Here is a 26,527-nt window from a genome sequence, read left to right as displayed (position 1 = left end):
TGCCATGACCTCGCACGATCACCACGAACACACCGCGGCGGCGGAGGCCCCCGAACACACCGAACCCACCGAGCACGCGAACCACGGCGGGCACGGAGGCCACGGCGACCACGTCGCCCGGTTCCGTCGGCTCTTCTGGATCATGCTCGTCGTCGCGGTGCCCGTCGTGGGCTTCTCCCCGATGTTCGCCGACCTGATCGGCTACACCCTCCCCTCGGGGGCCTGGGTGCCGTGGGTGTCCCCGCTCCTGGGCACGGTCATGTACGTGTGGGGCGGGGCGCCGTTCCTGACCGGAGCGGTGTCCGAGATCCGCGGCCGAGCCCCGGGAATGATGCTCCTCATCGCGCTCGCGATCACCGTCGCGTTCGTCGCCTCGTGGGGAGCCAGCCTCGGCCTCCTCGACCACGAACTCGACTTCTGGTGGGAGCTCGCCCTCCTCGTGGTCATCATGCTGCTCGGCCACTGGATCGAGATGCGCTCGCTCGCCCAGACCACCTCGGCGCTCGACTCTCTCTCGGCGCTTCTCCCCGACGAAGCCGAGCGGGTCGAGGGCGACACCACCGTCACCGTCGCCCCCGCCGACCTGCGCGTCGGCGACGTCGTCGTCGTGCGCCCGGGCGCCCGTGTTCCCGCGGACGGGCGCATCGTCGGGGGCTCGGCGCGCATGGACGAGTCGATGATCACGGGCGAGTCGCGCGCGGTCTCCCGCGGCGAGGGCGACACCGTCATCGCCGGGACCGTCGCGACTGATTCCGGCGTGCGCGTCGAGGTGACGGCGATCGGCGACGACACCACGCTGGCCGGCATCCGCACGCTCGTCGCCGAGGCGCAGAGCTCCTCCTCCCGTGCCCAGCGCCTCGCCGATCGCGCCGCGGCCTGGTTGTTCTGGTTCGCCCTGGGCTCGGCGGTTCTGACCGCCGCCGCCTGGACCCTGATCGGGATGCCGGATGCCGCCGTCGTCCGCACGATCACCGTGCTCGTCATCGCGTGCCCGCACGCCCTGGGTCTCGCGATCCCCCTCGTCGTCTCGATCGCGACCGAGCGCGCGGCGCGCGGCGGAGTCCTGGTGAAGGATCGCCTCGCGCTGGAGAGCATGCGGACGGTCGACACCGTGCTGTTCGACAAGACGGGGACGCTCACCCGGGGCGAGCCGGCGGTGACCGCGATCGAGGCGGCCCCCGGTGCCGATGCCGACACGGTGCTGGCCTGGGCCGCGGCCGCCGAGTCCGACTCCGAGCACCCGCTCGCGCGGGCGATCGTGCGCGCCGCCCGCGAGCGAGACCTCTCCGTCCCGGCATCCACGGATTTCTCGTCCTCCCCGGCGGTGGGGGTGCGGGCTGCCGTCGGCGAGAGGATCGTGCGGGTGGGCGGGCCCGCGATGCTCGAGGAAGAGGGCACCGCCGAGCTCCCGGTCGCCGAGGAGTGGCGGGCCGACGGATCGATCATCCTCCACGTGGTCGCGGGCGGCGAGACCGTGGGCGCGCTGCGGCTGGCCGACGAGATCCGGCCCGAGTCCGCCGTGGCCGTCCGCGCCCTCCTCGACCGCGGCATGGAGGTCGTGATGATCACCGGGGATGCCGAGGCCGTGGCGGGCGCGGTTGCTCGCGAGCTCGGCATCCAGAGGTATTTCGCCGGCGTCCGCCCGGAAGACAAGGCGTCGGCGGTGGCCGAGCTGCAGGGCGAGGGGCGCCGGGTCGCCATGGTCGGCGACGGCGTCAACGACGCGCCCGCTCTCGCGCGCGCCGACGTGGGCCTGGCGATCGGCGCGGGAACCGACGTCGCGATCGCCTCGGCCGGAGTGGTGCTGGCTAGCGACGATCCACGGTCGGTGCTGTCGGTGGTCGAGCTGTCACGCGCGAGCTACCGCAAGATGCGGCAGAACCTGTGGTGGGCGGCCGGGTACAACCTCCTCTCGGTGCCGCTGGCCGCCGGGGTGCTCGCGCCGATCGGGTTCGTGCTGCCGATGTCGGTCGGGGCGATCCTCATGTCGCTGTCGACGATCGTCGTCGCCCTGAACGCGCAGCTGCTACGCCGCCTCGACCTGCGCCCCGACACGGTCGCGCCACTGCGCTGACCGGCGCCGGTCACGGCGTGCGCAGATCGGCCTCCACAGTCGATCAATCCCAGGGTTGGTATCCATGTAGCCTCACGCCATGCTCACATCGCCACGAGTCCTGGGCGTGGGAATCGCGCGGCACGACGACTGATGCAGTACGCCTTCGTGGATGAGTCTGAACCGAACGGCACCGGGCACGGCGGCCCCTACATCATGGTCGCGTCGATGCCGCTCGTGGAGGACCTCGATGACCTTCGGCAGCGTCTCATGCGGCTCAAACCCCGGCGCCAGAAGAAGTTGCACTGGTACGAGTCAGTCGACTCCGTGCGCGCAGCGACCATCGAGCTGATCGCAGAAATGCCGTTCATCCACTGGGCCGTGGTCGTCGAGCCACCGGGCAGCGACTCCGCAGAACGCCGTCGACGCAGCTGCATGGAGCGACTGTTCCACGAGGTGGAGGGCCTCGAGGCCGTCGAGCAGGTTGTGATGGAATCTCGCGGTCAGGCCGACGATCAGCGAGACATGAAGATGGTTTCGAACCTCCGAACCCGGCGGGTGATCACGGGTTCAGTTCGGGTGAATCACCACCGAGGTATCGATGAGCCGCTCCTCTGGGTACCAGACGCTGTATGCGGAGCGATGAACGCCAGGCTCGCCGGCGATCCGCGGTGGAGCGACAGGCTCTCTCGCCAACTCTGGGTGTGCACCTGAGAAACGCGAAACCCGGGCCCCACAAACAGCAGGAAATCCCGGGCTCACTTCCCCTACCACCGCGATGGAGGAGCATCGCCACGATGGTACCAGCGGATTGTAAAAAAGTAAGTCACGCGCACCATGTGTCAATGGCCTCCCTCGATGGACCGCACCCGCTCAGTTCGAAGCTGCAGATCCGCCTGCCGGTCAAGATCGCTCGCGCTCTGTCCATCGAACCTGGCGACGAGTTCTTCTGGCGAGTCAGCGACGAGGTTCCGGGCATAATCCAACTGGTTCCCGCGGAGGTCGTGGAGCGTCGCTACGTCGTCGGTGAGACTTTGGAACGTCTTGATACTCCGAGCGCCTCCGAAGACCCTCTTCGCGAGATCGCCGACAGTTCAGAACCGGAGTCCTCGTCGCCTGAAGGCTGACCGGCGCCGGTCAGGGCGTGCGCAGATCGGCCTCGATGTCGCGGGCGGCGCCGAGCAGGGCGGGGATCAGCCGCTCCGCGACCTCGACCTCGGGGTAGCGCCCGCTCGTCATCGACAGGTTGATCGCGGCGACGACCTCACCGCCGCGGGATCGGACGGGTGCCGCGAGCGACTGCAGGCCCGGCTCTAGCTCCCCGTCGACGCGCGCCCAGCCCTGTTCTCGCACGCGGTCGAGTTCGCGGCGCACGGCATCGGGGTCGGTGAGCGTGCGGGGGGTGAGGGGCTCCAGCGGCGCCTCGCCGAGTACCTCGTCGCGCGTCCGATCGGATGCCGCGGCCAGCAGCACGCGGCCCATGCTCGTGGCCGCGGCGGGGAACCGCGTGCCGACCGTGATGCCGACCGACATGATGCGGCGGACCGGCACGCGCGCGACGTAGACGACGTCGGCGCCGTCGAGGACCGCGGCCGAGGCGCTCTCGCCGACCGACCGAGAGAGCGCCTCGAGATGCGGTTGCGCCACCTCGGGCAGCGACAGCGACGACAGGTAGCTGTAGCCGAGCTCGAGCACGCGCGGGGTTAGAGCGAACGACCGGCCGTCGTTGCGCACATAGCCGAGGGTCTGCAGCGTACGCAGGAACCGTCCGGCGGCGGCGCGCGTCACGTCGGCGCGACGCGCGACCTCGCTGAGGGTGAGCTCGGGATTCTCGGCGTCGAAAGCACGGATGACCGCGAGTCCGCGCACGAAGGCCTGGACGATGTCGCCCGGGCCGTCGGTGTCGGGGAGGGGATCGGCGTCGGTCACCGGCTCACCCTATCCATCCCGGCGCGCCCGGGAGTCACCGCTCCAGCACGACGGCGAGGCCCTGCCCGACCCCGATGCAGATCGCGACGACCGCCACACCGGAGCCGCGGCGGGCCAGCTCATGTGCGGCGCGGCCGATGATGCGGCCGCCCGACGCGCCGAGCGGGTGCCCGATCGCGAGCGCCCCGCCGTGCACGTTGAGCTTCTCGGGGTCGAGCTCCGGCCAACCGGCGAGGCACGCGAGCGACTGCGACGCGAAGGCTTCGTTGAGCTCGACGACGTCGACGTCGGCCCACGTCTTCCCCGCCCGCGCGAGCGCCGTGTTCGCCGCCTCGATCGGCGCGATCGGGAACACGTCGGGGTCGACGCCGTGCGCGGCCCGGCCGGCGATGCGCGCGAGAGGCTCGGCATCCAGTGCCCCTTCGGCGCCGATGAGCACGGCCGAAGCTCCGTCGTTGATCGGCGAGGAGTTGCCTGCCGTGACGCTCCCCTGCCCGTCCGCGGCGAACAGCGCCTTCAGCCCCGCGAGCTTCTCGACCGAGGTGTCGTCCCGGATGCCTTCGTCGCGGCTCAGCGCGACGCCGGGCACCGGCACGATCTCGCGGTCGAAGACGCCCGCCGACCAGGCGGATGCCGCGCGCTGATGCGACCGCACGGCGAAGGCATCCTGAGCCTCCCGCGTGATCCCCCACTCGCGCGCGATCTTCTCGGCGGACTCGCCGTTGGAGATCGTCCAGTGTGTCGGCAGGGCCGGGTTGGTCATGCGCCACCCGATCGCGGTGTTCCACATCGTCGCGTTGCCCACCGCCGGGAACGGCTTCGCGGCCTTCTCGACGACGTAGGGAGCGCGGCTCATCGACTCGACGCCGCCGGCGAGCACGATTCCGGCATCGCCCGCCTCGATCGCCCGGGAGGCCTGAATGACCGCCTCGAGCGAGGAGGCGCAGAGGCGGTTGACGGTCGTGCCGGTGACCGAGGTGGGGAATCCCGCCAACAGCGCACCGAAGCGCGCGACGTTGCGGTTGTCCTCCCCCGCCTGGTTGGCGTCACCGAAGATCACGTCGTCGATGCGGGCCGGGTCGATCCCGGCGCGCTCGACGGTGGCCGCCATGACCACCGCGGCCAGGTCGTCGGGGCGCACCGACGAGAGGGCTCCCCCGGCACGACCGAACGGCGTGCGGACGGCGTCGTAGACGTAGCTGGCGGTCATGTCAGTCTCCTGCGGCGATGAGGTCGAGTCCGAGGAGGGCCTCGACCTCGGCGTGGGTGTTGTCGCCGAACAGCTCGCGCACGCGGAAGCCGTCGGGGGTGACGTCGAAGACGCCGTGATCGGTGTAGACCCGCGAGACGCAGCCGACCCCGGTGAGGGGGTACGTGCACGCGGCGACGAGCTTCGGGGCACCCTGCTTGGTGAGGAGGTCGGTCATGACGTAGACGTCTTTCGCCCCGATCGCGAGGTCCATCGCCCCGCCCACCGCCGGGATCGCGCCCGGCTCCCCGGTGGACCAGTTCGCGAGGTCTCCCCCGGCCGACACCTGGAACGCCCCCAGCACGCACACGTCGAGGTGTCCGCCACGCATCATCGCGAACGAGTCGGCGTGGTGGAAGAACGCGGCCCCGGCGAGCGCGGTGACCGGCTGTTTGCCGGCGTTGATGAGGTCGGGGTCGACGCGGTCGGCCACGGGCGCGGGCCCCATGCCCAGCATGCCGTTCTCGGTGTGCAACACGATCTCGAGGCCCTCGGGAAGGAAGTCGGCCACGAGGGTCGGGGCTCCGATGCCGAGGTTGACGACCGCCCCCTCGGGGATGTCGGATGCCACGCGCGCGGCGAGCGCGGTCCGTGAGACGCGGGTGGTCACGATGCCGCTCCGTTCCGGGCGAGCGGGCGCCCCTCGATGTCGACGCCCCCGACGAAGGCGCCCTCGTTCAGCCAGGGGCGCTCCCCCACCGCGACGACGCGATCGACATAGAGCCCGGGCGTGATGACCGACTCGGGGTCGAGGTCGCCGAGGCTCACGATCTCGTCGGCCTGCACCACGGTGGTCGTGGCGGCGGCGGCCATGATCGGCCCGAAGTTGCGGGCGGTCTCGCGGTAGACGAGGTTGCCCCATCTGTCGGCGCGGCGGGCACTGATCAGCGCGACGTCGGCGTGGATCGGGTACTCGAGCACGTAATCCCGGTCGCCGATACGGCGGGTCTCCTTGCCCTCGGCGAGGAGGGTGCCGTAGCCGGTGGGAGTGAAGAACCCCCCGATTCCCGCCCCGGCCGCGCGGATTCGCTCGGCGAGGTTGCCCTGCGGCACGAGCTCCAGCTCGATCCTCCCCGCGCGGTACAGCTCGTCGAACACCCACGAGTCGCTCTGCCGCGGGAACGAGCAGATCATCTTGCGCACCTGCCCGGCCTTCAGCAGGGCCGCCAGCCCGGTGTCGCCGTTACCGGCGTTGTTGTTGACCACCGTGAGGTCACGCGCGCCGTGGGCGATGAGCGCGTCGATGAGCTCCACCGGCTGCCCCGCGCGCCCGAATCCGCCGATCATCACGGTCGCACCGTCCGCGATGCCGGCCACGGCCGCCGCGACGTCGGGCACGGTCTTGTCGATCATGGTTCCTCTGTTCGTTCTGCGAACGTGTGTTCGCAGAGCGAAGATACTCCGCCCTGCGGCCCGGCGCCAGTGGCATCCCCCCCTCCCCCTGTTCTCGGTGCGGCCTTGTCCCTCTCCGGCGTCCGTGTTCGGATGGAGCGATGGGGTGGTTCGTTCTCGTCGGAGTCGGTGCGGTGCTGTGGTGGTGGTCGATCGCGCAGGCCCTGCGGCCCTACCCGGGCGAACGGATGCCACTGTGGACGAACCCGCAGAAGGTCCCCGGCAGCGCCGTTCTCCTCCGTGCCGTGGGTGCCGGGTGCGCTTCCTTGGGGATGGCGATGTCCGCTTCCGCCCTCGCGTCCGAGCCGTGGGTGGCGGGCGTGATCACGGGGACCACCCTGGCTGCACTCCTCTTGGTGCCGTACGTGGCTGCCGTCGCCGTGCACAACCACGGACTACCCGCGCGCGAGTGACCACGTCGGGGCCCGGTCGTCCATTCGGATGAGATTCGTCGACGACTTCGCCGCGCCGGAACGTGCCGCAGGGGGCCGAATCCCGCGAGAACGAGCAGGTTTCCGCCTGGTACGACGCGAAAGCGCCGACGAGCCGCCCGGACCGGCGGGATAGCTTCTGGGCACCGGGATCGTCCGCGCGAGTGTCGATGGTCTCGACGCACTCGGTGTCCGTTCGGGTCGGACGCCGACGCTGGGCGGGGGCCGGAATTGGGGGCGGCCCCCGCCCACTCTTTTCGCGCGGTGGGGCATACCGATGCGGGCGCGGGGTGCAAAGACCCCACGCCCGCACACGTCAGGCGATCACCGATCAGCAGAGGCCGGTCGACGTGCTGCTGTAGCAGATCGACGTGCTCCAAGAGCTGGCGAAGACCTCGCTGCGCTCGGTCTCACCGCGCTCGAGCGTCTGCAAGGAGAGCAGGTATCCCATTCGTGTCACCTCCCCCCGGACCTCGTGCCCGGAATCGGGCAGCGTCGACCGGGGGGAGGTCGAGGAACGGCAACGAACGGCGTCGACCGTCGCGGAGGCTCGCGAGAGTCCAAAGCACGCCCGCGGATCCGGTGGCCAGGTCGCACGAGAGGCGCAGCAGCGCGCGACCCGGGTAGCCGACACCGTGGGGGCGGGGAATCGCGTGCAGGGCCAGAAGGCGAGAGTGGCGCCGCAGTGCAGCCGTCTGGTCCGCGGAGTCCGTTCCCGCTCCGGCGAGGAAGAGCATCAGGCCGCTCCGCCCCTGGAACAGTCCGGACTCGAGCACGAATTCGGGGTGCGCGGCGAGGTCGAGGGCCGCGAACTTCGTCGCCAGCTCGGTAGACGGGTCTCTTTCCCTCAGGGCGGCGAGCGCGTGGGCCACGCCGACGGACCCCGAACCCAGATAGGGCAGGAACCGCCATCCTTCATTCATCTGCAGCGAACCGTCGGCGGTCGGCACGCACCGGTCGAGGTCGGAACGGATCGCCGCCTCCGCCAGCGCGAGAAGGTCGGCCTCGCCCCCGCGGTCGAAGAGCGACAGTGCCAAGAGCGCGACGCCGCTCGGACCCCGCAGCAGCCCGCCGGCGCCGGTCGCCACGGGAGCGGACGAGCGTTCGCGCCACCCACCCGCGCGCTCGGCCACCTCGTCGAAGATGCGCCGCGCCTCTCCGATGAGCTCCGGATGCCGATCCGCGAGGCGGAGCAGACCGAGCGCGGTTCCCGCTGGGCCCCCGTAGAGACCGGGCGCCTCCCAGCGCACCGGGGCATCGAGGCAGCGTTCGAGCGCGTCGTCCGCCGCCTCGTGGCATCCGAGCATCTCCCAGGAGGCCGCGGCGCCCGCCAGACCGTCCATGAGCCCCGACTGCGGCGGCGCAGACCGCACCGCGTCCTCACACCAGGCCACGAGCCGCTCCGGCAGGTTTCCCGTCGCGGCGTGCAGGGCGAGGAGAGGCCCGAGCCCTCCGTGAGCGAGGGCGTAGGGCGGTTCGTCGAACTGCGCGGGGTCCCCCGGCCACAGCCGATCCTCCCGGTCGGGGGTGGCATCCGCGAGGAGCTGGCGCGAGAGGTCCTCGACGAGGGTGTCGAGCGGCTCGCCGGCACGGTCCGGGTCGGCGACCGTCGTACGAGGGGGGCCATCCAGGCGGAACCGCTCGGTGACCCACGCGCGCACCTCCGCCTCCTTCGCCGGGTGCAGATCGAGCAAGGGGGTCATCGGTGCGAACAGGAACAGCTGGATGCGTCCCACCGCGAACAGGTCGGCCGCCGCTCCGCCGCGCGCGTCGGCCGAGACGAAGTCGGGTGCGACGAAGCCCGGCGCGCCGATCGCCACCGGCGCATTCTCGGTGACGGGTCGAGCCATCTCGAAGTCGATGAGGGTGATCCCGCCGTCGTCGTCGACGAGGAAGTTGCCGGGGTGCACGTCGCCGTGCGCGAAGCCGGCCGCGTGCACGCCCTCGATGATGTCCTGCACGCGATCTCCGACCTGCTGCGCCCACTCCCGGTACGCGTCGACATCGGACTCGTCGACGACGGCTGACACGAGCGGATGGCGAGCGACGACCGCCTGATGCAGGGGCACCCCCCGCGCGCGCTCGAGCACGAGGTAGCGGTGGCCGAGGGCACCGAAGTCTCGGATCAGCGAAACCGTTCCGCGGCCGGGCAACTGCCGGAGGATGCGGGCCTCGTGCTCCGCGCGCTCCACGGCGGTGAGGCCGTCCGGGGTCACGCCCGCGTACGGCCGCGCCTCTTTCACCACGACGTCGCGCCCGGCATCGGTCGCGGTGTACACCCCGCCCGCGTTGGAGTGGTGCAGCACGCCCGTGACCTGAGGGAACCCGTCCGGTGGGCGCAGTTCGCGCAGCTCGTCGACCAGCTCCCGGAGGAACGGCGGGATGCCGACCCAGGCGGGCGGCTCGAACCCGGGGCGGCGGAGGTCGGCGACGAGGTGGCCGTCGGGATGCCGGATCGCCGGTGTCTGCACGCCGTCGATCTCTACGAACATCCGGTGGAATCCGCCGTAGCGCACGAAGACCGGGCCCTCGTGCCAGCGGAGATCGGAGAGGATGTGCGGACCGTCCTGGTCGGCGGTGAGACGGCCGAGATCGAGCAGGGCACGGTGGAGCTGCGGGATGGTGACCGGGTAGATCGTGAGGAACTTCCCCGACCCCTCCCGTCCGGCATCCTTCGCGTTCGAGGCGGCGAGCACGCTCGCGCGGGAGAGGTGCTTGAACGCCAGGCCCTCTCGGAGGCAGTAGGCGGACACGATCCGGAGCAGGGACTCCGCGGCATCCGGAGTGGTGCTCAGATGCACCTTCCACCCCTGCTCGGGCAGGACCGTCGCGGGCGCCTCGAAGTAGCTCCAGATACCGTCGTCGACGTGCCGCCACGCGGGATCGGCGTCCACGACGAAGGGGCGGTCAGCGGGCAACGGGGGGCGCACGCGGGGGTGATCGTAAAAGGTCGGGTCCGCGCGGGCGAACACCGGATAGATCGCGTCCATGCCCCCCGCCCCAGAGCCTCTGTACGCCGTAGGTACGCGGCGTGAAGCCATGGTGTATGCGGGCGTATGCACCGCGTCCGACGGCACGGGAGGTCGAGGACGCCCTCGCGCGCTCGCGCCCTCTGGGTATTCGGCCGATCAAACGGTCAATCGTCGAGTTCGCACGCGGGGAGCCCACGAACGACGAGAACTCGAGAAAGGGGCGTCAAAATCGTCCATTCGGATGAGGGAGCAGCTCCGCTCGCACCCGCACACCCCACAGCGCGAGCTGCGTGCGGTCGGCGGCCCCCACCTTCCGCATCGACGACTGGATGTGCGTGCGCACCGTATTCACCGACACGACGAGATGCGCGGCGATCTGCTCGTTCGAGGTGATTCCTTCGCTGAGAAGCTGCACCACGCGGACCTCCGACGGGCTGAGGGATGCCACTTTCGTGCGGTCCTCCTCGGTGAGGCGACGCTGAGCGATGTCGTGGAGGACGGAGCGGGTCACGCGTGACGACATGAGCGCATCCCCACGGTGGGCGGCGCGGATGGCGTCGACGAGCTGGCCGCTGTCGTGGGTCTTCAAGAGATACCCCGAGGCGCCGTTGCCGAGTGCACTCATGACCAGGTGATCCTCGCCATGACTGGTCAGGGCGATCACGCGCGTGGCCCCACTCGACTCCTCCACGACGGCACGCGTGGCGTCGATACCGTTCATCTCCGGCATCTCCAGGTCCATGAGAACGACGTCGGCCCGCTCGGACAGCGCCCCGGCGACGGCGTCACGACCCGTGGCGGCTTCGCCGACGACGACGATGCCGTCCGCGTGCTCCAGGCGCAGCCGGACGCCGCGACGGTAGGTGCGGTTGTCGTCGGCGATGAGCACCCGGATCGGGTCGCTGTCAGTCACGGGCTTCCTCCGTCGTCCTCGGAAGGGGGATCTCCACCTCCAAACGCCATCCCCCCGCATCATCGGAGGCAGCACGGAGCGAGCCGTCGACGAGGGTGAGCTTCTGGCGCAGGGTATCCAACCCCCAGCCCAGTCCGAGACCGTTCTCGTCGGCCCGGGGCCGCCGCGGCGTGCCGTTGACGACCGTCGCGGTCAGCAGCCCCGGGTCCACGTCCACGTGCACACGGACGGCGGCTCCCGAGGCGTGCTTCGCGGCGTTGGACAACGCCTCCTGAACGGCGCGATACGCCGTCGTCGAGACGACGACGGGCGCCAGTTCGACATCGCCCTTCGCCTCGAGTGCCACATCCATGCCCCGCGCTCGCCAGAAACTCACGAGGTCGGCGAGGCTGCGGAGATCCGGGGTCGGAGTATGCGCTGTGGCGTCGACGGCGCGTAGATCTCCGAGGGCGCCGTAGAGGCTGGCGGCGGCGTAGCGCCCTTCGGCGCGAACCTCGTCGATCAGCTGCAGGGCCTGCTGCGGGTGTGCGGGGGCGAGCTCCACCGACGCGTCGCACAGCGACACCAGGCCCGCCAGGTGCTGGCCGGCGACGTCGTGCAGTTCCTGCGCGATCCGCCCGCGCTCGGCGTTGCGGGAGGCCTCGATCTCTTCGGCCTGTCGCATCTCGACCTCGCGTGCATGCTGACGCGCCTGCGCCGCCCGCCGATCCAGCACCGCCCAGAGCATCCCGAGCGTCGCACCGGCGAACGAGAGGGATGCCAATGACACGCCCTCCGTGAGGAGGAAGCCCGCGATCGCTTCCGGTGGGGCGCCCACACTCGCCGCCCACGCGCCGAGCGCGGCGAACGCGGCGACAACTCCGGCCGCCGCCCACGCGGCGGCCACGGGGATCGCCCGGGCACTGCCGAGCGCGAACATCGCGATCGCGACCACGAGTTGCATGGGGGTCGCCCAGGTGGGGACACCGAGCACGACCGCGACCAGGAGGTAGGAGCCGACCGCGCCGAGCATCGCCAGCTCGGGCCGCGAAGCCAGCTGCGACACGCACACGGCCTGCGCAAAGCAGACGACCGCGGCGAGTGCGATGACCACCTGCGGTGCGAGGCTATGGGCCCACTCCCCCGTCCCGCTCGTGATGGCGAGCACCGGGTCGCTGCAGACCTGCACCACGGTGGCGAGAAACACCACGGCGATGAACACGGGCGAGCGCAGCGTGCGGACCACCGGATTCCTAGCGCGCTGCGGCACTCGCTCTTCGAGGGCTTCCGCCCCGTCGAACGGGGACTCCAGACCCGTTGTCTGCGTGGACATCAGACACGCAACTCAAGAGGGGCGACGGCCGAGCGCGACGGGGTTTCCATAAGGGGCATTCTCCTGTGCGGATGGTCCGAACGGTGCAGGAGGGCCCCGGACTGCGGTGAAGCGACCTTCGCCAGGCGTGCGGCGAGACAGCCCTACCGCTCCCGCAGACAAGGACGAAGGCCCCGGGATGAACCCGGGCCCTTCGTCGTTAAGGCCGACTATCGGCGCAAACGGACGGCGACGAGATCGGTCCTGCGCTTGGGCTCGTGTTCGCGGCCGGTTTCGAGCTCGCGCCAGGCGTGCGACGCACGGTCCTGGGGCGAAAGGCGCCGGACTAGTCCGCCGGGCGCTCTGGCGTGAACGGTGCTCCTGCCTCGGGCGTAGTCCTGCTCACCTACCGTTGGGTTCCCGGTGACGCGCGGGCTGCGCGGGCATACTCGGAGCCCGTCGCGGACGACCTGACCGAGTATCCAAAACTCGCACCTCTACCCACCCGCGGACGCATTCATGGTTCGCTCACCTCCCAAATCGACGTCATTCACGCCCCGAACACGGTGGAAGCGTTGTGCGCCATCGCGCAGCACGTCGGCGAAATCCGTAGATAGGACCTCAGTTGTCGTCGCGTGCTTCGAGCGCGCTGAGCTTGCCTGTCCTCAGACGCCCGGTACGACGCCGCAGCACATCGGCGAGGTCAAGGTCGAGTGCGACGGCGAGGGCCGCGACGGTGAAGACGCCCGGGTTCGCACTGCGGCCTTCCTCGATCTTCTGGATGGTCGAGGCGTTTACCGAGGCGCGGGCCGCTAGCTCAGCTCGCGACAATTTTGCCTTGACGCGCGCGGACCTTAACGCCTCGCATAGTTCCGTCGAGCGATGCAGATTCAGCATCTCTTCACGACGTAGACGGCCAGACACGACGTCCACTTTACTACTTTTTTCTCAGGCAAGGATTGAAAGGTGTTAGACTCCCACCATGGCTGGACGTCACCTGCGGGATCTCATCTCCGCCTACGGAGAGCGGGACGATTTGAAGTTCCGCCGCGCAGCCCAGGCGATAATCCAGGAGGAAGAGGCCAAGCGGCACAACGTGCTCGCTCGGGAGCTTCGAGGAATTCTCGCCGCCAACAGCGCTTTCGCCGCCAACGAGCAGCCCGAACTCCCCGCGGTGCCTGTGGACCGCGATTCCTCGCTGCCCCTGGCCTACACAAGCCGGCCGGACGCTCTGCTGTCCGACCTCGTTCTCGCCGACGGGCCGGCGAGCTCTCTGCGGGCCCTGCTCAACGAGGTGCGCCACTGGTCCACGCTCGACGCCACGGGCTTGCCGCGCCGCAACCGACTACTTCTTTCCGGCCCGCCGGGGTGCGGCAAGACCAGCACTGTCGAGGCTCTTGCCGGTGAGCTCGGACGGCCGCTCGTCACCGCGCGCGTGGAGGGTCTGATCTCTAGCTATCTCGGTGAGACTGCTGCGAACCTCAACAACCTCTTCGAGTTCGCGAGTTCCGGGTCTTATGTTCTGTTCCTCGACGAGTTCGACAGCCTGGGTAAGCGCCGCGACGACCCCAGCGACCACGGCGAGTTACGCCGAGTGGTGAACGCGGTCCTTCAGCAGATCGACCGATACAGCGGGCCGTCCCTCATCGTCGCGGCAACGAACCACTCGGGTGTCCTTGACTCCGCACTGTGGCGTCGATTTGACGCCATCGTCGAGCTTCCCCTGCCCGGTCAGCCAGAGATCGTCGAGCTGCTCAGTCGCCTCCTCCCAGAGCTCCCACCCGAGCAGCAGTGGTCGCTCTCTCGCGAACTCGAAGGGCGCCCGCACGCAGCCGTCGAGTACTTCGCGCACTGGGTACGCAGGGCGGCTGTCCTAGATGACGTAAGCGAACCCGCCTCGAACCACTACGACACGGCACTCTCCGAGACGCTCGCCCGACCCTGGATGTAGAACGGCGTCCGCCCGATGCCCTAGCATCGGCGCGTGGCCGACCATCTTCCGCTTCCCGCCCCGCTGACACTCACCGGTAACAAGCGACGCGACAACTTCCCGCAGGAGCCTGAGGGCTACGTGTTCAACGCGCGCGGGCAGGCTACGAACCTCCGGGGGATCCTCGAGGGCCTCGAATCGCAGGCACCCGGGTTGTTCGGTTCGGTCTCCGACGCCGTTTCCGAGGATGAGGACGGCATCGATGCCAGTGAACTCGGGCGCGTGGTGTTGAAGATCACCGGGAAGATGCCTTTCGGCAGTGCTGGGCTCGGCAGCTGGGAGCACAAGATGCTCCAGCTCGGCTTCAGCCACGACAAGGCGTTCTTTGCGCTCAGCGACGCGGACTCACGAGCTTTCCTCAAGACGATGGTCGACGAGTACGACGCCGACCCGGACGGCTACGCCACCGACACGAAGAGCTGGCTCGCCGCGCTCAACAACGTCGCCAACGTCGAGCTGTACGGCCGCGAAGACCGCCTCGCGCCGGACCTCACCCTCCCCGCGCGGGAGGAACTCACAACGGTCGACATCAGCATCTGGCCGACGTCGCTCGCCACGCGGGGAGCTGAACGTTTGGCAAAGGAGCGACTCGAGGAGGTCGCCGCACTGATCGCCAACAGCAACGACACCCGCGCCCGCGTACTCATCGCTGACGGGGACGACCCAGACCGCATCTTCATCCGGGCCAACGTGGATGCATCGCTGCTGGACGCGCTCTTGGATCACCCGCTGGTCGAGCGGGTGCGTGGACCGATCAGCGTAGAGATTAGAGCGGAGGACATCAGTGAGGCACCTCGACCGGCTGCTCCTGTCGTCGCCGAAGGCGAGCCCATCGGCATCATCGATGACCTGGTTGTGGACGCAAACCCGTGGATGAAGGGCCTCGTCAAGAAGCGGCGCGACTTCCCGAACTCCGCAGTTTTCGGCAACGCAACCACTCACGGCACACAGGTCGCCGCCATCGCGGCGTGGGGACGGATCGCGGACCTCCTGCAAGGACCCGTCGGACGCGCGCCGCACCCGATCTACGCCGCCCGCGTCGCACATGCGAACGCTGACAGAAACGCGGAGATCGTGGGAGAACCTGCCGAGCAGGTTGGCGCCGCCATGCGCTGGCTGCACGAGGAGGGCGTGCGCGTTGTGGTCTTCGCTTTCGCGCAGGACTATCCCGATAATGGCGCCCTACCAGCAGACCTTTCCGCGGTCATCGACGCCGTGGCCCGCGAACTGGACCTCGTGGTCGTCGTCAGCGCCGGGAACCTGCGAAGCCTCCCCGCCGGCTCCCACTGGAAGACCGACTACCCGGCATATCTCGCAGAGGAGTACGCCCGCGTCGCGGCCCCTGGCACCGCCGCTCTTGCTGTCACGGTGGGGTCAGTCGCGCATTCGAGCACGCCCGACACGACGCGCTTCCCGCAGGCCGTCCCCATCACGAAGAGCGGTCAGGCGGCCCCCTTCTCGAGGACCGGCCCGACGGGCTCCGGCAGACAGAAGCCGGAGTTCTCCGGGCACGGCGGGAGTTGGGCGTGGGATCACGCCACGAATGACACCCTCCGAAACGACTTCAACGTGGCCACGCTTTCGCTCACTCCTGCCCCTGGCGGGCGGCTCTTCTCAGCCGTGGCGGGTACGAGCTTCGCTGCGCCGCATGTCGCACACGAGGTTGCCGAGATCGCAACGCGCTACCCGACGGCCAGCGCAAACCGACTTCGTGCGCTGACCGCACTGTCCGCGCAGCCGTCGAAGCCTGGCGCCGTGCAGCACGGCGCCTACGGTGTGCCCAGGGCCGAGAACGTGCTCGAAAGCGGCGGGAACAGGGTGATCCTTTGGCACGAAGGATCGATACCGGGAAGCACTTATCAGGTGGTCGAACTGCCGGTTCCCGACGAGTTCACCAGTGGGAGCTGGGATCGCGAGCTTCGAGTCGCTTTGGCGTTCAATCCGAGCGTGCGGCGCAGCCGCCGTGACTACACGGCGTGCCGCCTGAAGGTGTCGTTCGTCCGCAACAAGACTCTGGACGAGATCGCCGAGATCTACCGTCAGCAGCCGACCATGGAGGATCGACGTAACGGCGCTGCAGGCTTCGCGCTTCCCGGCGGACACGACCGCCCCCAGATGCAGCCGGGCACGAGCGCCGTCAAGCTCGACACGGTGATCTGTCGTACGTTCCGCACCAACGGCAGCGCGGACGCGTGGAACGTCGACGACCAGAACTACTTCCTCGTCATCGAGCACAGCTACAGCCCCTGGACGGAAGGCCAGAAGCGACAGAACCCCGCGCAAGACTACGCCCTCGCAGTAGAGTTCCTCGCCCACGGCCAACCACAACTCGACCTGCACGCCCTCACCGAAGCCCGGCTTACCGCCAGCGCGCGCACGAGAGCACGCGGACGCTCATGACACACAAGCCCACCGCCTGGGGAGCCGACCCCAACGTTCCCTTTGACCACTCGCACTACAACGCGATTGTCATCACACCGCTGTCACGGCACCGGCTGCAGTTCACCGGGAAATGCCCATACTGCAGCGGCGACGTGAAGTACGCCGCCAACCTCAAACTCGCCGCAGTTGAACCGGACGCCGTGGTTGCTCAAGGCGCTGGCGATGTACTCGTGGACATCGAGTGCACGTGTCCGGAAGCCCATGCAGGTCGCCCGCCCGGACGGACCGGGTGCGGTCAGACCTGGGGCATCACCGTGGAGATGGTGGCATGACGACCTTCATCTTGAAATCGATGCGACCGCTGACAGCCTCAGAGCTCGAGGCGCGCGAGCGTTTAAAAGAGATGACGGCGAACCAGCTACCGGCCGTGCGGCGGTCAGCCGAGAGATGGCGGACCGGAGCAGGCCTCTCTGGCGGGGCTGTCGCCGTGGCGAGCCTGCTGACGGCGCCGGACGTCTTGTCTGCGGCCAGTCAGCTTCAACGTGAGCAGGGCCTCACCGTGTTGACCATCACGGTCGTGCTCGCGTTGGCTGCAATCGGGTGTGGGCTGCGCGCCTCCGTCGGGTGGCCAGCGATGAAGAGCATCGCCAGCGCAAGAGCCCTCCAGGACTGGGAGCAGCGCGAGGTGAACGTCAGCATCTGGTGCCTGCGGATCTCGATGGCACTTACGGTTGCCACCCTCGCGGCGGCAGCGCTTGCAGGCGCGGTGATGATGTTCGGCCTGGATCTCGGCACCTTTCAGCTGGTGAGACCTGCGCTGGCGGCGACACCCATCTTGCTGCCGTGACGACATCCACGTAGTCGCCGGGCCGATGTCACCGCTCGGGGAAGACCCCGCAGTTCGCCAGCGCTCGTGGTTTTCGTCAACCGCGAGGCCAAAGCTACGGAGGCGGCCGATGAGTTGACGGCGGCTTTCGATGTCGTTGGAGAGCCTTCTCCTGGTTGAGCGCCATCGCCCATCCGGCCTCGAAGATGACGTTCTGCCGTGCCTGCCCGGCCTCTGCGGCCTCGCTGCCCTCATCGCGGACCGGCTGGTAGAACTCGTGTTTCACGCACCCGAGGTCGTCCGGGGTCATCAAGAGGAGCACCGCGTCGGCCAGGTTGATGCCCGCTCTGGCGATGTCGAGGGTGTGGGGCCTTCCTCCACCGGCCTCGCGCGATGCGTCGTTCCAGGTGAAGATGCGCAGGTCGAGGACCAGCTAGAAGGCAGCAGTGCTTGGTACGCTGGCCCGTCCCGCCCGTGCCCAACGAAGACGTACCTCTTCGCCGGGCGTGGTGGCGATTGCGTGGTGCCGTCATGCCCGGACGAGCGAACCTATGCTCGGGCCGCGAGGGCGGCTGGGTCCCGGGGGCGCCCTCGCGGCTCCCGGTCGTAGTTGCTGAAGAAGTCGAACGGCTCTTCTGCCCCTGGCCGAAGAGCGGGCGGCATCCCCGAGGCGCGGGAGGTGATGTACGACACCGTCTTCGTGAAATCGTCGCCGTCACCCCTGCCCACCAGCTACTGAACGAGGTAGCTGGCCTTGCGCATCTTGTTCACGGCGAGGACGTCCGACTCCGGTGCGACCTCGTAACTGACATAGAGGCTGTCGATGAGAGCGTGTATGGCTTCCCACTCTGGCACGCCGTCGACTCCTGGGTTGGGCCGCTGAACCGTGCCTTGCGACTACGGCTTCGTGTCGACGGGCAGTCCTGCGCCGATCACGTAGAAGGACATGTCTTCTGTCCGGCGCGGTTTTGAGTGGTCAGTAGCGCAGAGAGGAGCTCGTCGTCGACGTCATGCATCTCGTCGATGAAGATCCCGATGGCCGAGCTGGACTCGCGCAGTGCATCGCCAGAGTCTTCGATGACCTCTTCGAGGTCGATCTCCATAACGCGTGACTCCACCCTCCCGCTCGCAGGTTCGCGAGCGGTTTCGATGGACACCACTCCTAGCGACAGCGAGAAACCCGTCAATTTCCCGAGCGCACTTCGTACTGCGTCGGTAAGACTACCCATTCTCGAAGCGCTCGGAGGCCACATTGAGCTTCTGGGCGACCCGTTGCCGGATGGCTTGCGGACCGGCGTCCGAGATCTGGGCCTCCACGTCGATGCACAGCCATCCGGCCCGCTCAGCCTGATCCGCATGGCGTTCAGAAGAACGATCTTGCCGACACCACGGTAGCCGTAGAGCACGAGGCTCGGACCGCTCCGGCGTGCGCGCGACAAGCAGGTCGAAGGCCGATACCTCATCGTCACGCCCGGCCAGCCGAGGGGCCGCAGCTCGAGCCCGGGGTGAACGGGTTCAGTTCGGGATGGGCAACACAGAGCGTAGGAGAGGCCACCGACGGGTCGAGCGCCCGGCAACGAAGAAGCCGGTTAGAAAATAGTTCTGACCGGCCACTTCAATTTGTGAACATCTCCGCTCGTATTCATCAATACGGCCATCTGTGCGCGAGGGGGGACTTGAACCCCCACGCCCTTGCGGGCACTGGCACCTGAAGCCAGCGCGTCTACCTATTCCGCCACTCGCGCGTGTCTCGGCGTCCGCGGACGCACTCAACTTCCCGAGAATATCACGCCCATGAGCCACCCACGAAACGCGCGTTCCACACCGCATCCATGTGGTGTCCAGGCGTCCTGACTACGATGTGGCTACTGGTCTGCCTGCCTGAAGGAGTCTCGTGGGACTACTCGACAGTTTCGAGAAGGGTCTCGAACGCGCCGTCAACGGTGCGTTCGCGAAGACCTTCCGCAGTGGCATCCAGCCCGTGGAGATCGCCTCGGCGCTGCGCAGTGAGCTCGACAAGAAGGCCGTGGTGGTCACGCGAGACCGCATCCTCACCCCCAACCGGTTCGCCGTGCGCCTCTCTCCCGCCGACGACGAGAAGATGAGCGCCCTCGGGTCGACCCTCGTCTCCGAGCTCGACACCCTGGTCAAGAAGCACGCGCGCACGCAGGGGTACTCCTTCGCCGGTCCCGTGACGATCTCGATCGAGCGCGATGAATCGCTCTCCACGGGAACACTGCGCGTGGACTCGCAGACGAGCGAAGGCCAGGTGTCGTGGCAGGGGGTCGTCGATATCGACGGCACCCGGCATCCGCTGGTCACGGCACGCACGGTCATCGGCCGGGGCAGCGACGCCGACATCACCCTCGCCGACGCCGGCACCAGCCGGAAGCACGTCGAGATCCTGTGGGACGGCGAGCGCGCCATGGTGCGCGACCTCGGCTCCACCAACGGCACCACTCTCAACGGTCGGAAGGTCTCGGAGGCGGCGCTCCCGCCGAACTCGACCATCTCGATCGGCCGCACCACGATCGTGTTCCGTGTGGTCGCGCAGGCGCAGGCTCCGCGGCGTGCGGCTCCGTCCGACGCGACGCACCTCTTCGACGTCCGTGAGCGAGGACCCCTGTCATGAGTCCGCTGACTCTTCTTCTCCTGCAGAGCGGGTTCCTGATCCTGCTGTGGTTCTTCGTCTTCGGCGTCGTGTACTCGCTGCGCGCCGACCTCTTCGGCGTCAAGGTGCGCAAGCTCCCCGAGCCCGCGGCATCCGCCCCGTCCGGACCCGCGCCGGCGGCCTCACCTGATGCGGTCACGACGCAGGTGAAGCGCCCCGCACCGCCCGCGCCGGCGCCGACCGGTGGCCTGGCAACCACGGCCACGGTCTCGCGCATCGTGATCACCAGCGGGCCCAAGGCCGGGCTCGAGCTGCCGCTCGGCACCGAACCGCTCACGATCGGCCGCTCCAGCGAGTCTGGCCTCGTCATTCGCGACGACTACACCTCCAGCCACCACGCGCGCCTCGTGCTCTGGGGCGAGCAGTGGATGCTGCAAGACCTCGACTCCACCAACGGCACGTCGCATGACGGCGCACGGGTCGCCTCGCCGGTCCAAGTGAAGGTCGGTGCCCCCATCAAGGTGGGCGCGACGACCTTCGAGTTGAGGAAGTAACCCTCCTCCATGGTCTTCCAGGGCTCGAGCGCGGCCATCTCCCACACGGGCAAGGTGCGCTCCAACAATCAGGATTCCGGCTACGCCGGGTCCAACCTTTTCGTGGTCGCCGACGGCATGGGCGGTCACGCCGGAGGTGACGTCGCCTCGAGCCTGGCGATCGCACGGCTGACCGAACTCGACCGCCCGTTCTCGAACCCGAACGAGGCCGAGCACGCTCTGCGCGACGCTCTCGCCGACACCGCCACCGAGCTCATCGACACCGTCGCCCGCCGCCCCGAACTGGCCGGCATGGGAACCACGGTCAGCGCCGTGATCATGGTCGACGATTACGCCGTGATCGGGCACATCGGCGACTCGCGTGTGTACCTCTACCGCGACGACACGCTCACCCAGATCACCACCGACCACACCTTCGTGCAGCGCCTGGTCGACTCCGGGCGCATCACCCCCGAGGAGGCGCGCTACCACCCGCGCCGGTCGGTGCTCATGCGCGTGCTCGGCGACATGGACCCCGACCCCGAGGTCGACACGTTCATCATGCCGACGCAGGACGGCGACCGCTGGCTGCTGTGCTCCGACGGCCTCTCGGGGGTCGTCGACGACACCCACACCACCCGCGCACTCGCGCTCGGGATGCCGCCCGCCCGCACCGCCGATGCGTTGCTGAAGCAGGCGCTCGACGGGGGTGCGCCCGACAACGTCACCGTCGTGATCGTCGACGTCGGCGGGCAGCACCCGGTCTTCATCGGCACCCCGACGATCGTCGGTTCGGCCTCGAACCCCAGCGGCATCGTCGTGCCCGCGGCCCGGCCGGGGCGCTCGACTTGGCTGCACACGGCCCGTCAGGCCGCCAACGAGCCGACCCACTTCGAACCCGCCGCCGAGTTCCTCGAGGAGCTCATCGAAGAAGACCGCCGACGTGCCCGTCGCCGCCGTCTCGGCTGGCTCGCCGCGCTGATCCTCGTGCTCGCGGGCATCGGCCTCAGCCTGTTCGCGGGGTACAACTGGACGCAGACGCGGTACTACGTCGGCGCCGACGACAACTCGGTCGTGATCTACCGCGGCATCCCGCAGTCCATCGGACCCATTTCCCTGTCGTCGGAATACGAAGACACCAACATCGTGCTCGCCGACCTGTCGGACTTCGACCGCCAGACCGTCGAAGCCACCATCACGGCCCGCTCGCTCAGCGATGCCGAACTCATCGTGGATCGCCTGCGTCCCGCCCCGGAGGTCACCGGATGACCGACCAGAAGCTCACCCGATCCGACGCCGTGTCCACCGACACGGCCGTCATGCGGGCCCTGAAGAAGATCCGGGTCCCCGCCACCCAGCGCAATCGCGAACTCGGCCTCCTCGTCTTCGCGATCGTGGTCTACGGTTCCGCCCTCACGCTCGTGCAGCTCGGGGTGAGCGGCACCATCGAGTCGGGTTACCTGATCCTCGCGGCCGTGCCCGCCGTCCTCGCCCTGGTGCTGCACGTGGTGCTGCGTCTCACCGCGCGCGACGCCGACCCGTTCGTGCTGCCGATCGCCACCGTCCTGACGGGGCTCGGTATCGCGATGATCTACCGCATCGACCTGGCGGTGGGTCTGGAGGGGTGGGATGCCACCTCGATCCGGCAGATCGCCTGGGCGGCGATCGCTCTCGTCGCGGCACTGCTCGTGGTGGTCTTCGTGCGCAACTACCGCGTGCTGTTCCGCTACACCTACCTGTCGGGCCTCATCGGCATCCTGCTGCTGCTGCTTCCGTTCGTGCCGGGTCTGGGCACCGAGCAGAACGCCGACGTCTGGGTGTCGCTCGGCTTCGTGTCGTTCCAGCCGGGGGAGCTCGCAAAGATCGCGCTGGCGATCTTCTTCGCCGGCTACCTCGTGCGCACCCGCGAGAGTCTCACCTCCACGGGCACGCGCTTCCTGTTCATGACCTGGCCGCGCGCGCGCGAACTCGGCCCGCTCCTGATCATCTGGGCCGTCTCGCTCGGCATCATCGTGCTGCAGCGCGACCTCGGCACGGGCCTGCTCATCTTCGGCATGTTCGTGGCCATGCTCTACGTCGCCACCGGCAAGACCAGCTGGGTCCTCATCGGCGTCGTGCTCGCCGCGACCGGGGCGTTCCTGGCATCCCGTGTTCTCCCCTACGTCTACGGCCGGTTCGCCAACTGGCTGGATGCCTTCAACCCCGAGGTCATCGACCGCGACGGGGGCAGCTACCAGCTCACGCAGGGCATTTTCGGCCTCGCGCACGGCGGCCTCTTCGGCACGGGGCTGGGCCAGGGTCGTCCGTACATCACCCCGCTGTCGCAGAGCGACTACATCCTGCCGAGCCTCGGTGAAGAGCTCGGCCTCGTGGGAGTGTTCGCGATCCTCTCCCTCTACATGGTGTTCGCCAGCCGTGGCATTCGCATCGGGCTCGCCGGTCAAGACGACTTCGGCAAGCTGCTCGCCACCGGCTTCTCGTTCACCATCGCGCTGCAGGTGTTCATCATGGTCGGCGGCGTCACGCGCGTGATCCCGCTCACGGGTCTCACGACCCCCTTCCTCGCCGCGGGCGGATCCTCGCTCGTGGCCAACTGGATCATCGTGGCGTTCCTCCTGCGCATTTCGGATGCCGTGCGCAGCCGTCCCCGGGTGGTGATCGGCTGATGACCACGCCTACGCCGATTCACACCCCCGCACCGGAGGAGGCACCGTGACCAAAGAACTCCGACGCCTCAGCGTCGTCATGTTGGCGATGTTCCTCGCCCTGTTCGTCTCGACCAGCGTCATCCAGGTCGCCCAGGCCGAGAACCTCGCCAATACCCCCGGCAACCGCCGTGCCCTGTACGACTCGTACCAGGTGCAGCGTGGCTCGATCATCGCCAGCGGTACCGCGATCGCCTCGTCCGTCCCCTCCGACGACGTGTACAGCTGGCAGCGCGAATACCTGGATGCCGACCTCTGGGCGCCCGTGACCGGGTACATGAACCCGGTGCTCGACGCGAAGACCCGGATCGAGGCGTCGGAGAACAGCGTCCTCAGCGGCGCCGACGACAACCAGTTCTTCTCGCGGTTCGACCGCGCGATCACCGGCCAGGTGCCGCGTGGATCGAACGTCGAGCTGTCGCTCGACGCCGACGTGCAGCGGGCGGCCTGGGATGCGCTCGGCAACCAGCAGGGCGCGGTCGTGGCCATCGAGCCCTCCACGGGCCGCATCCTGGCCATGGTGTCCAAGCCCAGCTTCGACACGAACGGGCTGGCGTCGCACGACCCCGATGCCGTCAACGCGACCTACGAGCAATTGGCCGCCGACCCCGCCCAGCCGCTGATCAACCGCGCCATCGAAGGCGACCTCAACCCGCCCGGGTCGACGTTCAAGCTGGTGGTGGCCTCGGCGGCGCTGGCATCCGGTCGGTACACCCCCGACTCGTCGTTCCCGAACCTGTCGTCGTACACCCTGCCGCAGTCGTCGAGCGTGGTCAGCAACGCCGGGAGCGGTACGTGCGGCGGCGGCGACACCGTCACGATCGCGACCGCGCTGCGGCTCAGCTGCAACATCCCCTTCGCCGAGCTCGCCGTCGAGCTGGGCGACGAAGCGATCCGCGCCGAAGCCGAGAAGTACGGCTTCAACACGTCGTTCTCGATGCCGCTGACCTCGACCCCGTCGACGTACCCCGCGACCCTCGACGCCCCGCAGACCGCCCTCAGCGGCTTCGGGCAGGGCCAGGTGCGCGCGACTCCGCTGCAGATGGCCATGGTGTCGGCGGGAATCGCCAACGACGGAGTCGTGATGAACCCACGCATGGTCGACCGGGTGATTACGCCCGACCTCTCCGTCAAGGACGAGGGCTCGAACAGTGAGTTCGGCCGCGCACTGGAGGCGAATCTCGCCGCCCAGATGGTCACGATGATGACGGCGAACGTCCAGGAGGGCGCGGCGTCGAATGCAAGAATAGACGGGGTTCAGGTGGCGGGTAAGACCGGCACCGCAGAGAACGATTCCCGTCCCTACACTCTCTGGTTCACCGGTTTCGCCCCGGCGGACGACCCGAAGGTCGCCGTCGCTGTGGTAGTCGAAAACGGCGGAGGCCAGGGTCAGAACGGGAGCGGCAACGAGATCGCCGCCCCGATAGCGAAGAAGGTCATGGAGGCGGTGCTGAGCAAATGAGACCGACGCAGGGAGTGACCTTCGGAGGACGCTACGAGCTTGATTCGCGAATCGCGATCGGCGGCATGGGTGAGGTCTGGGAAGCGACCGACCACGTCATCGGACGAACGGTCGCGATCAAGATCCTCAAAGACGAGTACATGGGTGACCCCGGGTTCCTCGAGCGCTTCCGCGCTGAGGCCCGGCACGCCGCGCTCGTCAACCATGAGGGCATCGCGAGCGTGTTCGATTACGGCGAGGAAGACGGCAGCGCCTTCCTGGTGATGGAACTCGTTCCGGGCGAGGCCCTGTCGACGATCCTCGAGCGCGAGGGCTCACTGTCGACCGACAAGACCCTCGACATCGTCGCTCAGACCGCCGCGGCGCTCCAGGCTGCACACGCGGCCGGCCTCGTGCACCGCGACATCAAGCCGGGCAACCTGCTCATCACGCCCGACGGCCGCGTGAAGATCACCGACTTCGGCATCGCGCGCATCGCCGACCAGGTACCGCTGACCGCGACCGGTCAGGTCATGGGAACCGTGCAGTACCTGTCGCCCGAGCAGGCGTCGGGGCACCCGGCCTCCCCCGCCACCGACATCTACTCGCTCGGCATCGTCGCGTACGAGTCCCTCGCGGGCAAGCGTCCGTTCACGGGCGAGTCTCAGGTCGCGATCGCGATGGCGCAGATCAACGAGCAGCCCGCGCCGCTCCCGCCGACGGTCGCCGTCCCGGTACAGAACCTCGTCATGGCGATGATCGCCAAGAAGACCGAGGATCGCCCGGCCTCCGCGGCCGCCGTGTCTCGCGCCGCCACCGCCCTGCGTCGCGGTGACCTCACCGCCGCAGCCGCCGCCGTCCCCGCGATCGCCGCGGGCGTCGCCGTGGCCGACGAGGCCACGCAGCTGCTGACGGCGGGCCAGACGTCCGCCACCACACGCCTCATGCCCGCGTCGGGAGCGTCCCTGCTCACCGAGGAGCACACCGAGGAAGACGTCCAGCCCCAGAAGAAGAAGCGCAGTCCCTGGACGTGGCCGCTGGTCGCGCTCATCGCGCTGCTGGTGCTCGTGCTGGGCGGCACGCTCTTCGCGATGCTCAGCAACCAGGGTCAGCCCGAGCCCGCGCCCACGAGCGCCACTCCGTCGACTCCGTCGACTCCGAGCGCGCCGCCCACGCCGACGCCGACGCCCACTTCCCAGCTGATCGACGTGAACTCGCTCGGTCTGGCCGGCAAGACGTGCGCGGCCGCCAGTGACATCCTCGCGGCGAACGACCTCGGGGCCCAGTGCGAGACGGGCAATGCGGCGACGAGCCCCGACCAGGTCGGGCTCGTCGACACCGTGAACCCGACCGGACGCGTCCCCGCCGGCACGATCATCGTGCTGCGCGTGTTCGGCGAAGAGACGCCCCTCCCCACGCCCAGTACGCCGACCCTCCCCGGGTCGTCGGTGACCGCCGGGAGCAACATCCAGGTGTCGTGGCAGCAGTACACCTGCCCCTCCGGGACGGGCAACGTCGCGTCGTACAACCTCACCGCGACCAATGGCACCTTCGCCGAGAGCGGCCAGTCCACGGCATCCTTCGCCCCCGATGCCCGGAACGGGCAGCTGCAGGTCAGCAACTCGCCGGGTCAGACCCTCCGTGTGACGTACACGGTGAGCTGCTCGGGTACCGACCGCACGGCGGGTCCCTCGGGCGAGGCCTCGGCCTCGATCAGCGGCGGGAACACCCCCACCCCCGAACCAACCGGAAACGGGAGCGGCAACGGCAACGGCTGAGCCCTTTTGACCGCACCACCGATCCACGCCA

The 26,527-nt window shown here is 68.8% G+C and carries 25 protein-coding genes and 1 tRNA gene; 14 read left to right on the top strand and 12 right to left on the bottom strand.

What is annotated here, in order from left to right; all coding sequences use genetic code 11:
* Nucleotides 1-4: 4 nt before the first annotated feature.
* From ACU6WY_RS00225 to ACU6WY_RS00215, 3 genes are all read left to right on the top strand, one after another.
* Complete coding sequence (locus ACU6WY_RS00225; RefSeq protein WP_483820485.1) at nucleotides 5-2,074, top strand: heavy metal translocating P-type ATPase; 2,070 nt, start codon at nucleotides 5-7, stop codon at nucleotides 2,072-2,074.
* A gap of 132 nt (nucleotides 2,075-2,206) precedes the next feature.
* Nucleotides 2,207-2,767: a hypothetical protein gene (locus ACU6WY_RS00220; protein WP_483820484.1), complete on the top strand. Its 561-nt coding sequence runs from the start codon at nucleotides 2,207-2,209 to the stop codon at nucleotides 2,765-2,767.
* A gap of 131 nt (nucleotides 2,768-2,898) precedes the next feature.
* Nucleotides 2,899-3,180: an AbrB/MazE/SpoVT family DNA-binding domain-containing protein gene (locus ACU6WY_RS00215; RefSeq protein ID WP_483820483.1), complete on the top strand. Its 282-nt coding sequence runs from the start codon at nucleotides 2,899-2,901 to the stop codon at nucleotides 3,178-3,180.
* Between the two features lie 10 nt (nucleotides 3,181-3,190).
* Here the strand turns inward: ACU6WY_RS00215 and ACU6WY_RS00210 are convergent, their stop codons facing one another.
* From ACU6WY_RS00210 to ACU6WY_RS00195, 4 genes are read right to left on the bottom strand one after another with little or no spacing between them, the layout of a single operon-like run.
* Nucleotides 3,191-3,982 (bottom strand): IclR family transcriptional regulator domain-containing protein, encoded by a 792-nt coding sequence (locus ACU6WY_RS00210; RefSeq protein ID WP_483820482.1) that lies wholly within the window; start codon nucleotides 3,980-3,982, stop codon nucleotides 3,191-3,193.
* A 34-nt stretch (nucleotides 3,983-4,016) separates the two neighbouring features.
* Entirely contained in the window at nucleotides 4,017-5,192 is a 1,176-nt protein-coding gene (locus tag ACU6WY_RS00205) for a thiolase family protein (protein WP_483820481.1), read from the bottom strand.
* 1 nt (nucleotide 5,193) lies between these two features.
* Nucleotides 5,194-5,841 (bottom strand): 3-oxoacid CoA-transferase subunit B, encoded by a 648-nt coding sequence (locus tag ACU6WY_RS00200; protein WP_483820480.1) that lies wholly within the window; start codon nucleotides 5,839-5,841, stop codon nucleotides 5,194-5,196.
* Complete coding sequence (locus ACU6WY_RS00195) at nucleotides 5,838-6,584, bottom strand: 3-oxoacid CoA-transferase subunit A (protein ID WP_483820479.1); 747 nt, start codon at nucleotides 6,582-6,584, stop codon at nucleotides 5,838-5,840. Before ACU6WY_RS00195 ends, ACU6WY_RS00200 begins: the two co-directional genes overlap by 4 nt.
* 140 nt (nucleotides 6,585-6,724) lie before the next feature.
* Here ACU6WY_RS00195 and ACU6WY_RS00190 point away from each other — a divergent pair, with 140 nt between their 5' ends.
* Nucleotides 6,725-7,036: a hypothetical protein gene (locus ACU6WY_RS00190; RefSeq protein WP_483820478.1), complete on the top strand. Its 312-nt coding sequence runs from the start codon at nucleotides 6,725-6,727 to the stop codon at nucleotides 7,034-7,036.
* Between the two features lie 428 nt (nucleotides 7,037-7,464).
* Here the strand turns inward: ACU6WY_RS00190 and lanKC are convergent, their stop codons facing one another.
* The 4 genes from lanKC to ACU6WY_RS00170 all read right to left on the bottom strand — a co-directional run bounded on the left by lanKC (nucleotide 7,465) and on the right by ACU6WY_RS00170 (nucleotide 13,163).
* The gene (gene lanKC / locus ACU6WY_RS00185) at nucleotides 7,465-10,044 is read right to left on the bottom strand and encodes a class III lanthionine synthetase LanKC (protein ID WP_483820477.1); all 2,580 of its coding nucleotides are present in this window, start codon (nucleotides 10,042-10,044) and stop codon (nucleotides 7,465-7,467) included.
* 205 nt (nucleotides 10,045-10,249) lie between these two features.
* Nucleotides 10,250-10,939, bottom strand: coding sequence for a response regulator (locus ACU6WY_RS00180; RefSeq protein WP_483820476.1), 690 nt, complete (start codon nucleotides 10,937-10,939; stop codon nucleotides 10,250-10,252).
* A complete protein-coding gene (locus ACU6WY_RS00175) occupies nucleotides 10,932-12,251 on the bottom strand; it encodes a sensor histidine kinase (protein ID WP_483820475.1) in 1,320 nt (439 codons plus the stop codon). Before ACU6WY_RS00175 ends, ACU6WY_RS00180 begins: the two co-directional genes overlap by 8 nt.
* 600 nt (nucleotides 12,252-12,851) lie before the next feature.
* Entirely contained in the window at nucleotides 12,852-13,163 is a 312-nt protein-coding gene (locus ACU6WY_RS00170; protein ID WP_483820474.1) for a helix-turn-helix domain-containing protein, read from the bottom strand.
* Between the two features lie 49 nt (nucleotides 13,164-13,212).
* Here ACU6WY_RS00170 and ACU6WY_RS00165 point away from each other — a divergent pair, with 49 nt between their 5' ends.
* From ACU6WY_RS00165 to ACU6WY_RS00150, 4 genes are read left to right on the top strand one after another with little or no spacing between them, the layout of a single operon-like run.
* Nucleotides 13,213-14,181, top strand: a complete 969-nt coding sequence (locus tag ACU6WY_RS00165) for an AAA family ATPase (RefSeq protein WP_483820473.1) — start codon at nucleotides 13,213-13,215, stop codon at nucleotides 14,179-14,181.
* A gap of 33 nt (nucleotides 14,182-14,214) precedes the next feature.
* The gene (locus ACU6WY_RS00160) at nucleotides 14,215-16,620 is read left to right on the top strand and encodes a S8 family serine peptidase (RefSeq protein WP_483820472.1); all 2,406 of its coding nucleotides are present in this window, start codon (nucleotides 14,215-14,217) and stop codon (nucleotides 16,618-16,620) included.
* On the top strand, nucleotides 16,617-16,934 hold the full coding sequence (locus tag ACU6WY_RS00155) for a hypothetical protein (protein ID WP_483820471.1): 318 nt from the start codon (nucleotides 16,617-16,619) through the stop codon (nucleotides 16,932-16,934). Before ACU6WY_RS00160 ends, ACU6WY_RS00155 begins: the two co-directional genes overlap by 4 nt.
* Nucleotides 16,931-17,449: a hypothetical protein gene (locus tag ACU6WY_RS00150; RefSeq protein WP_483820470.1), complete on the top strand. Its 519-nt coding sequence runs from the start codon at nucleotides 16,931-16,933 to the stop codon at nucleotides 17,447-17,449. Before ACU6WY_RS00155 ends, ACU6WY_RS00150 begins: the two co-directional genes overlap by 4 nt.
* Nucleotides 17,450-17,543: 94 nt before the next feature.
* Here ACU6WY_RS00150 and ACU6WY_RS00145 read toward each other — a convergent pair whose 3' ends face one another.
* The 4 genes from ACU6WY_RS00145 to ACU6WY_RS00130 form a co-directional block, all read right to left on the bottom strand.
* Nucleotides 17,544-17,843 (bottom strand): TIR domain-containing protein, encoded by a 300-nt coding sequence (locus ACU6WY_RS00145; RefSeq protein ID WP_483821933.1) that lies wholly within the window; start codon nucleotides 17,841-17,843, stop codon nucleotides 17,544-17,546.
* A 317-nt stretch (nucleotides 17,844-18,160) separates the two neighbouring features.
* On the bottom strand, nucleotides 18,161-18,283 hold the full coding sequence (locus ACU6WY_RS00140) for a hypothetical protein (RefSeq protein WP_483820469.1): 123 nt from the start codon (nucleotides 18,281-18,283) through the stop codon (nucleotides 18,161-18,163).
* Between the two features lie 77 nt (nucleotides 18,284-18,360).
* The gene (locus ACU6WY_RS00135) at nucleotides 18,361-18,546 is read right to left on the bottom strand and encodes a hypothetical protein (protein WP_483820468.1); all 186 of its coding nucleotides are present in this window, start codon (nucleotides 18,544-18,546) and stop codon (nucleotides 18,361-18,363) included.
* Nucleotides 18,547-19,089: 543 nt separating this feature from the next.
* Nucleotides 19,090-19,173, bottom strand: a tRNA-Leu gene (locus ACU6WY_RS00130).
* 149 nt (nucleotides 19,174-19,322) lie between these two features.
* On the opposite strand from ACU6WY_RS00130, the gene ACU6WY_RS00125 reads away from it, so the two are divergent.
* From ACU6WY_RS00125 to ACU6WY_RS00100, 6 genes are read left to right on the top strand one after another with little or no spacing between them, the layout of a single operon-like run.
* Nucleotides 19,323-20,060: an FhaA domain-containing protein gene (locus ACU6WY_RS00125; RefSeq protein WP_483820467.1), complete on the top strand. Its 738-nt coding sequence runs from the start codon at nucleotides 19,323-19,325 to the stop codon at nucleotides 20,058-20,060.
* The gene (locus ACU6WY_RS00120) at nucleotides 20,057-20,593 is read left to right on the top strand and encodes an FHA domain-containing protein FhaB/FipA (RefSeq protein WP_483820466.1); all 537 of its coding nucleotides are present in this window, start codon (nucleotides 20,057-20,059) and stop codon (nucleotides 20,591-20,593) included. Before ACU6WY_RS00125 ends, ACU6WY_RS00120 begins: the two co-directional genes overlap by 4 nt.
* Before the next feature lie 9 nt (nucleotides 20,594-20,602).
* A complete protein-coding gene (locus ACU6WY_RS00115; protein WP_483820465.1) occupies nucleotides 20,603-21,841 on the top strand; it encodes a PP2C family protein-serine/threonine phosphatase in 1,239 nt (412 codons plus the stop codon).
* On the top strand, nucleotides 21,838-23,238 hold the full coding sequence (locus ACU6WY_RS00110; protein WP_483820464.1) for an FtsW/RodA/SpoVE family cell cycle protein: 1,401 nt from the start codon (nucleotides 21,838-21,840) through the stop codon (nucleotides 23,236-23,238). The genes ACU6WY_RS00115 and ACU6WY_RS00110 overlap by 4 nt, the downstream gene beginning before the upstream one ends.
* Nucleotides 23,239-23,284: 46 nt before the next feature.
* Complete coding sequence (locus ACU6WY_RS00105) at nucleotides 23,285-24,739, top strand: peptidoglycan D,D-transpeptidase FtsI family protein (RefSeq protein WP_483820463.1); 1,455 nt, start codon at nucleotides 23,285-23,287, stop codon at nucleotides 24,737-24,739.
* Complete coding sequence (locus tag ACU6WY_RS00100) at nucleotides 24,736-26,496, top strand: serine/threonine-protein kinase (protein ID WP_483820462.1); 1,761 nt, start codon at nucleotides 24,736-24,738, stop codon at nucleotides 26,494-26,496. Before ACU6WY_RS00105 ends, ACU6WY_RS00100 begins: the two co-directional genes overlap by 4 nt.
* The last annotated feature ends 31 nt before the right edge of the window (nucleotides 26,497-26,527 follow it).

The sequence above is a fragment of the Microbacterium sp. ZW3a genome (assembly GCF_057167165.1).
Note: the sequence above shows the minus strand (reverse complement) of the source record. Positions and strands in the feature narration are given on the sequence as shown.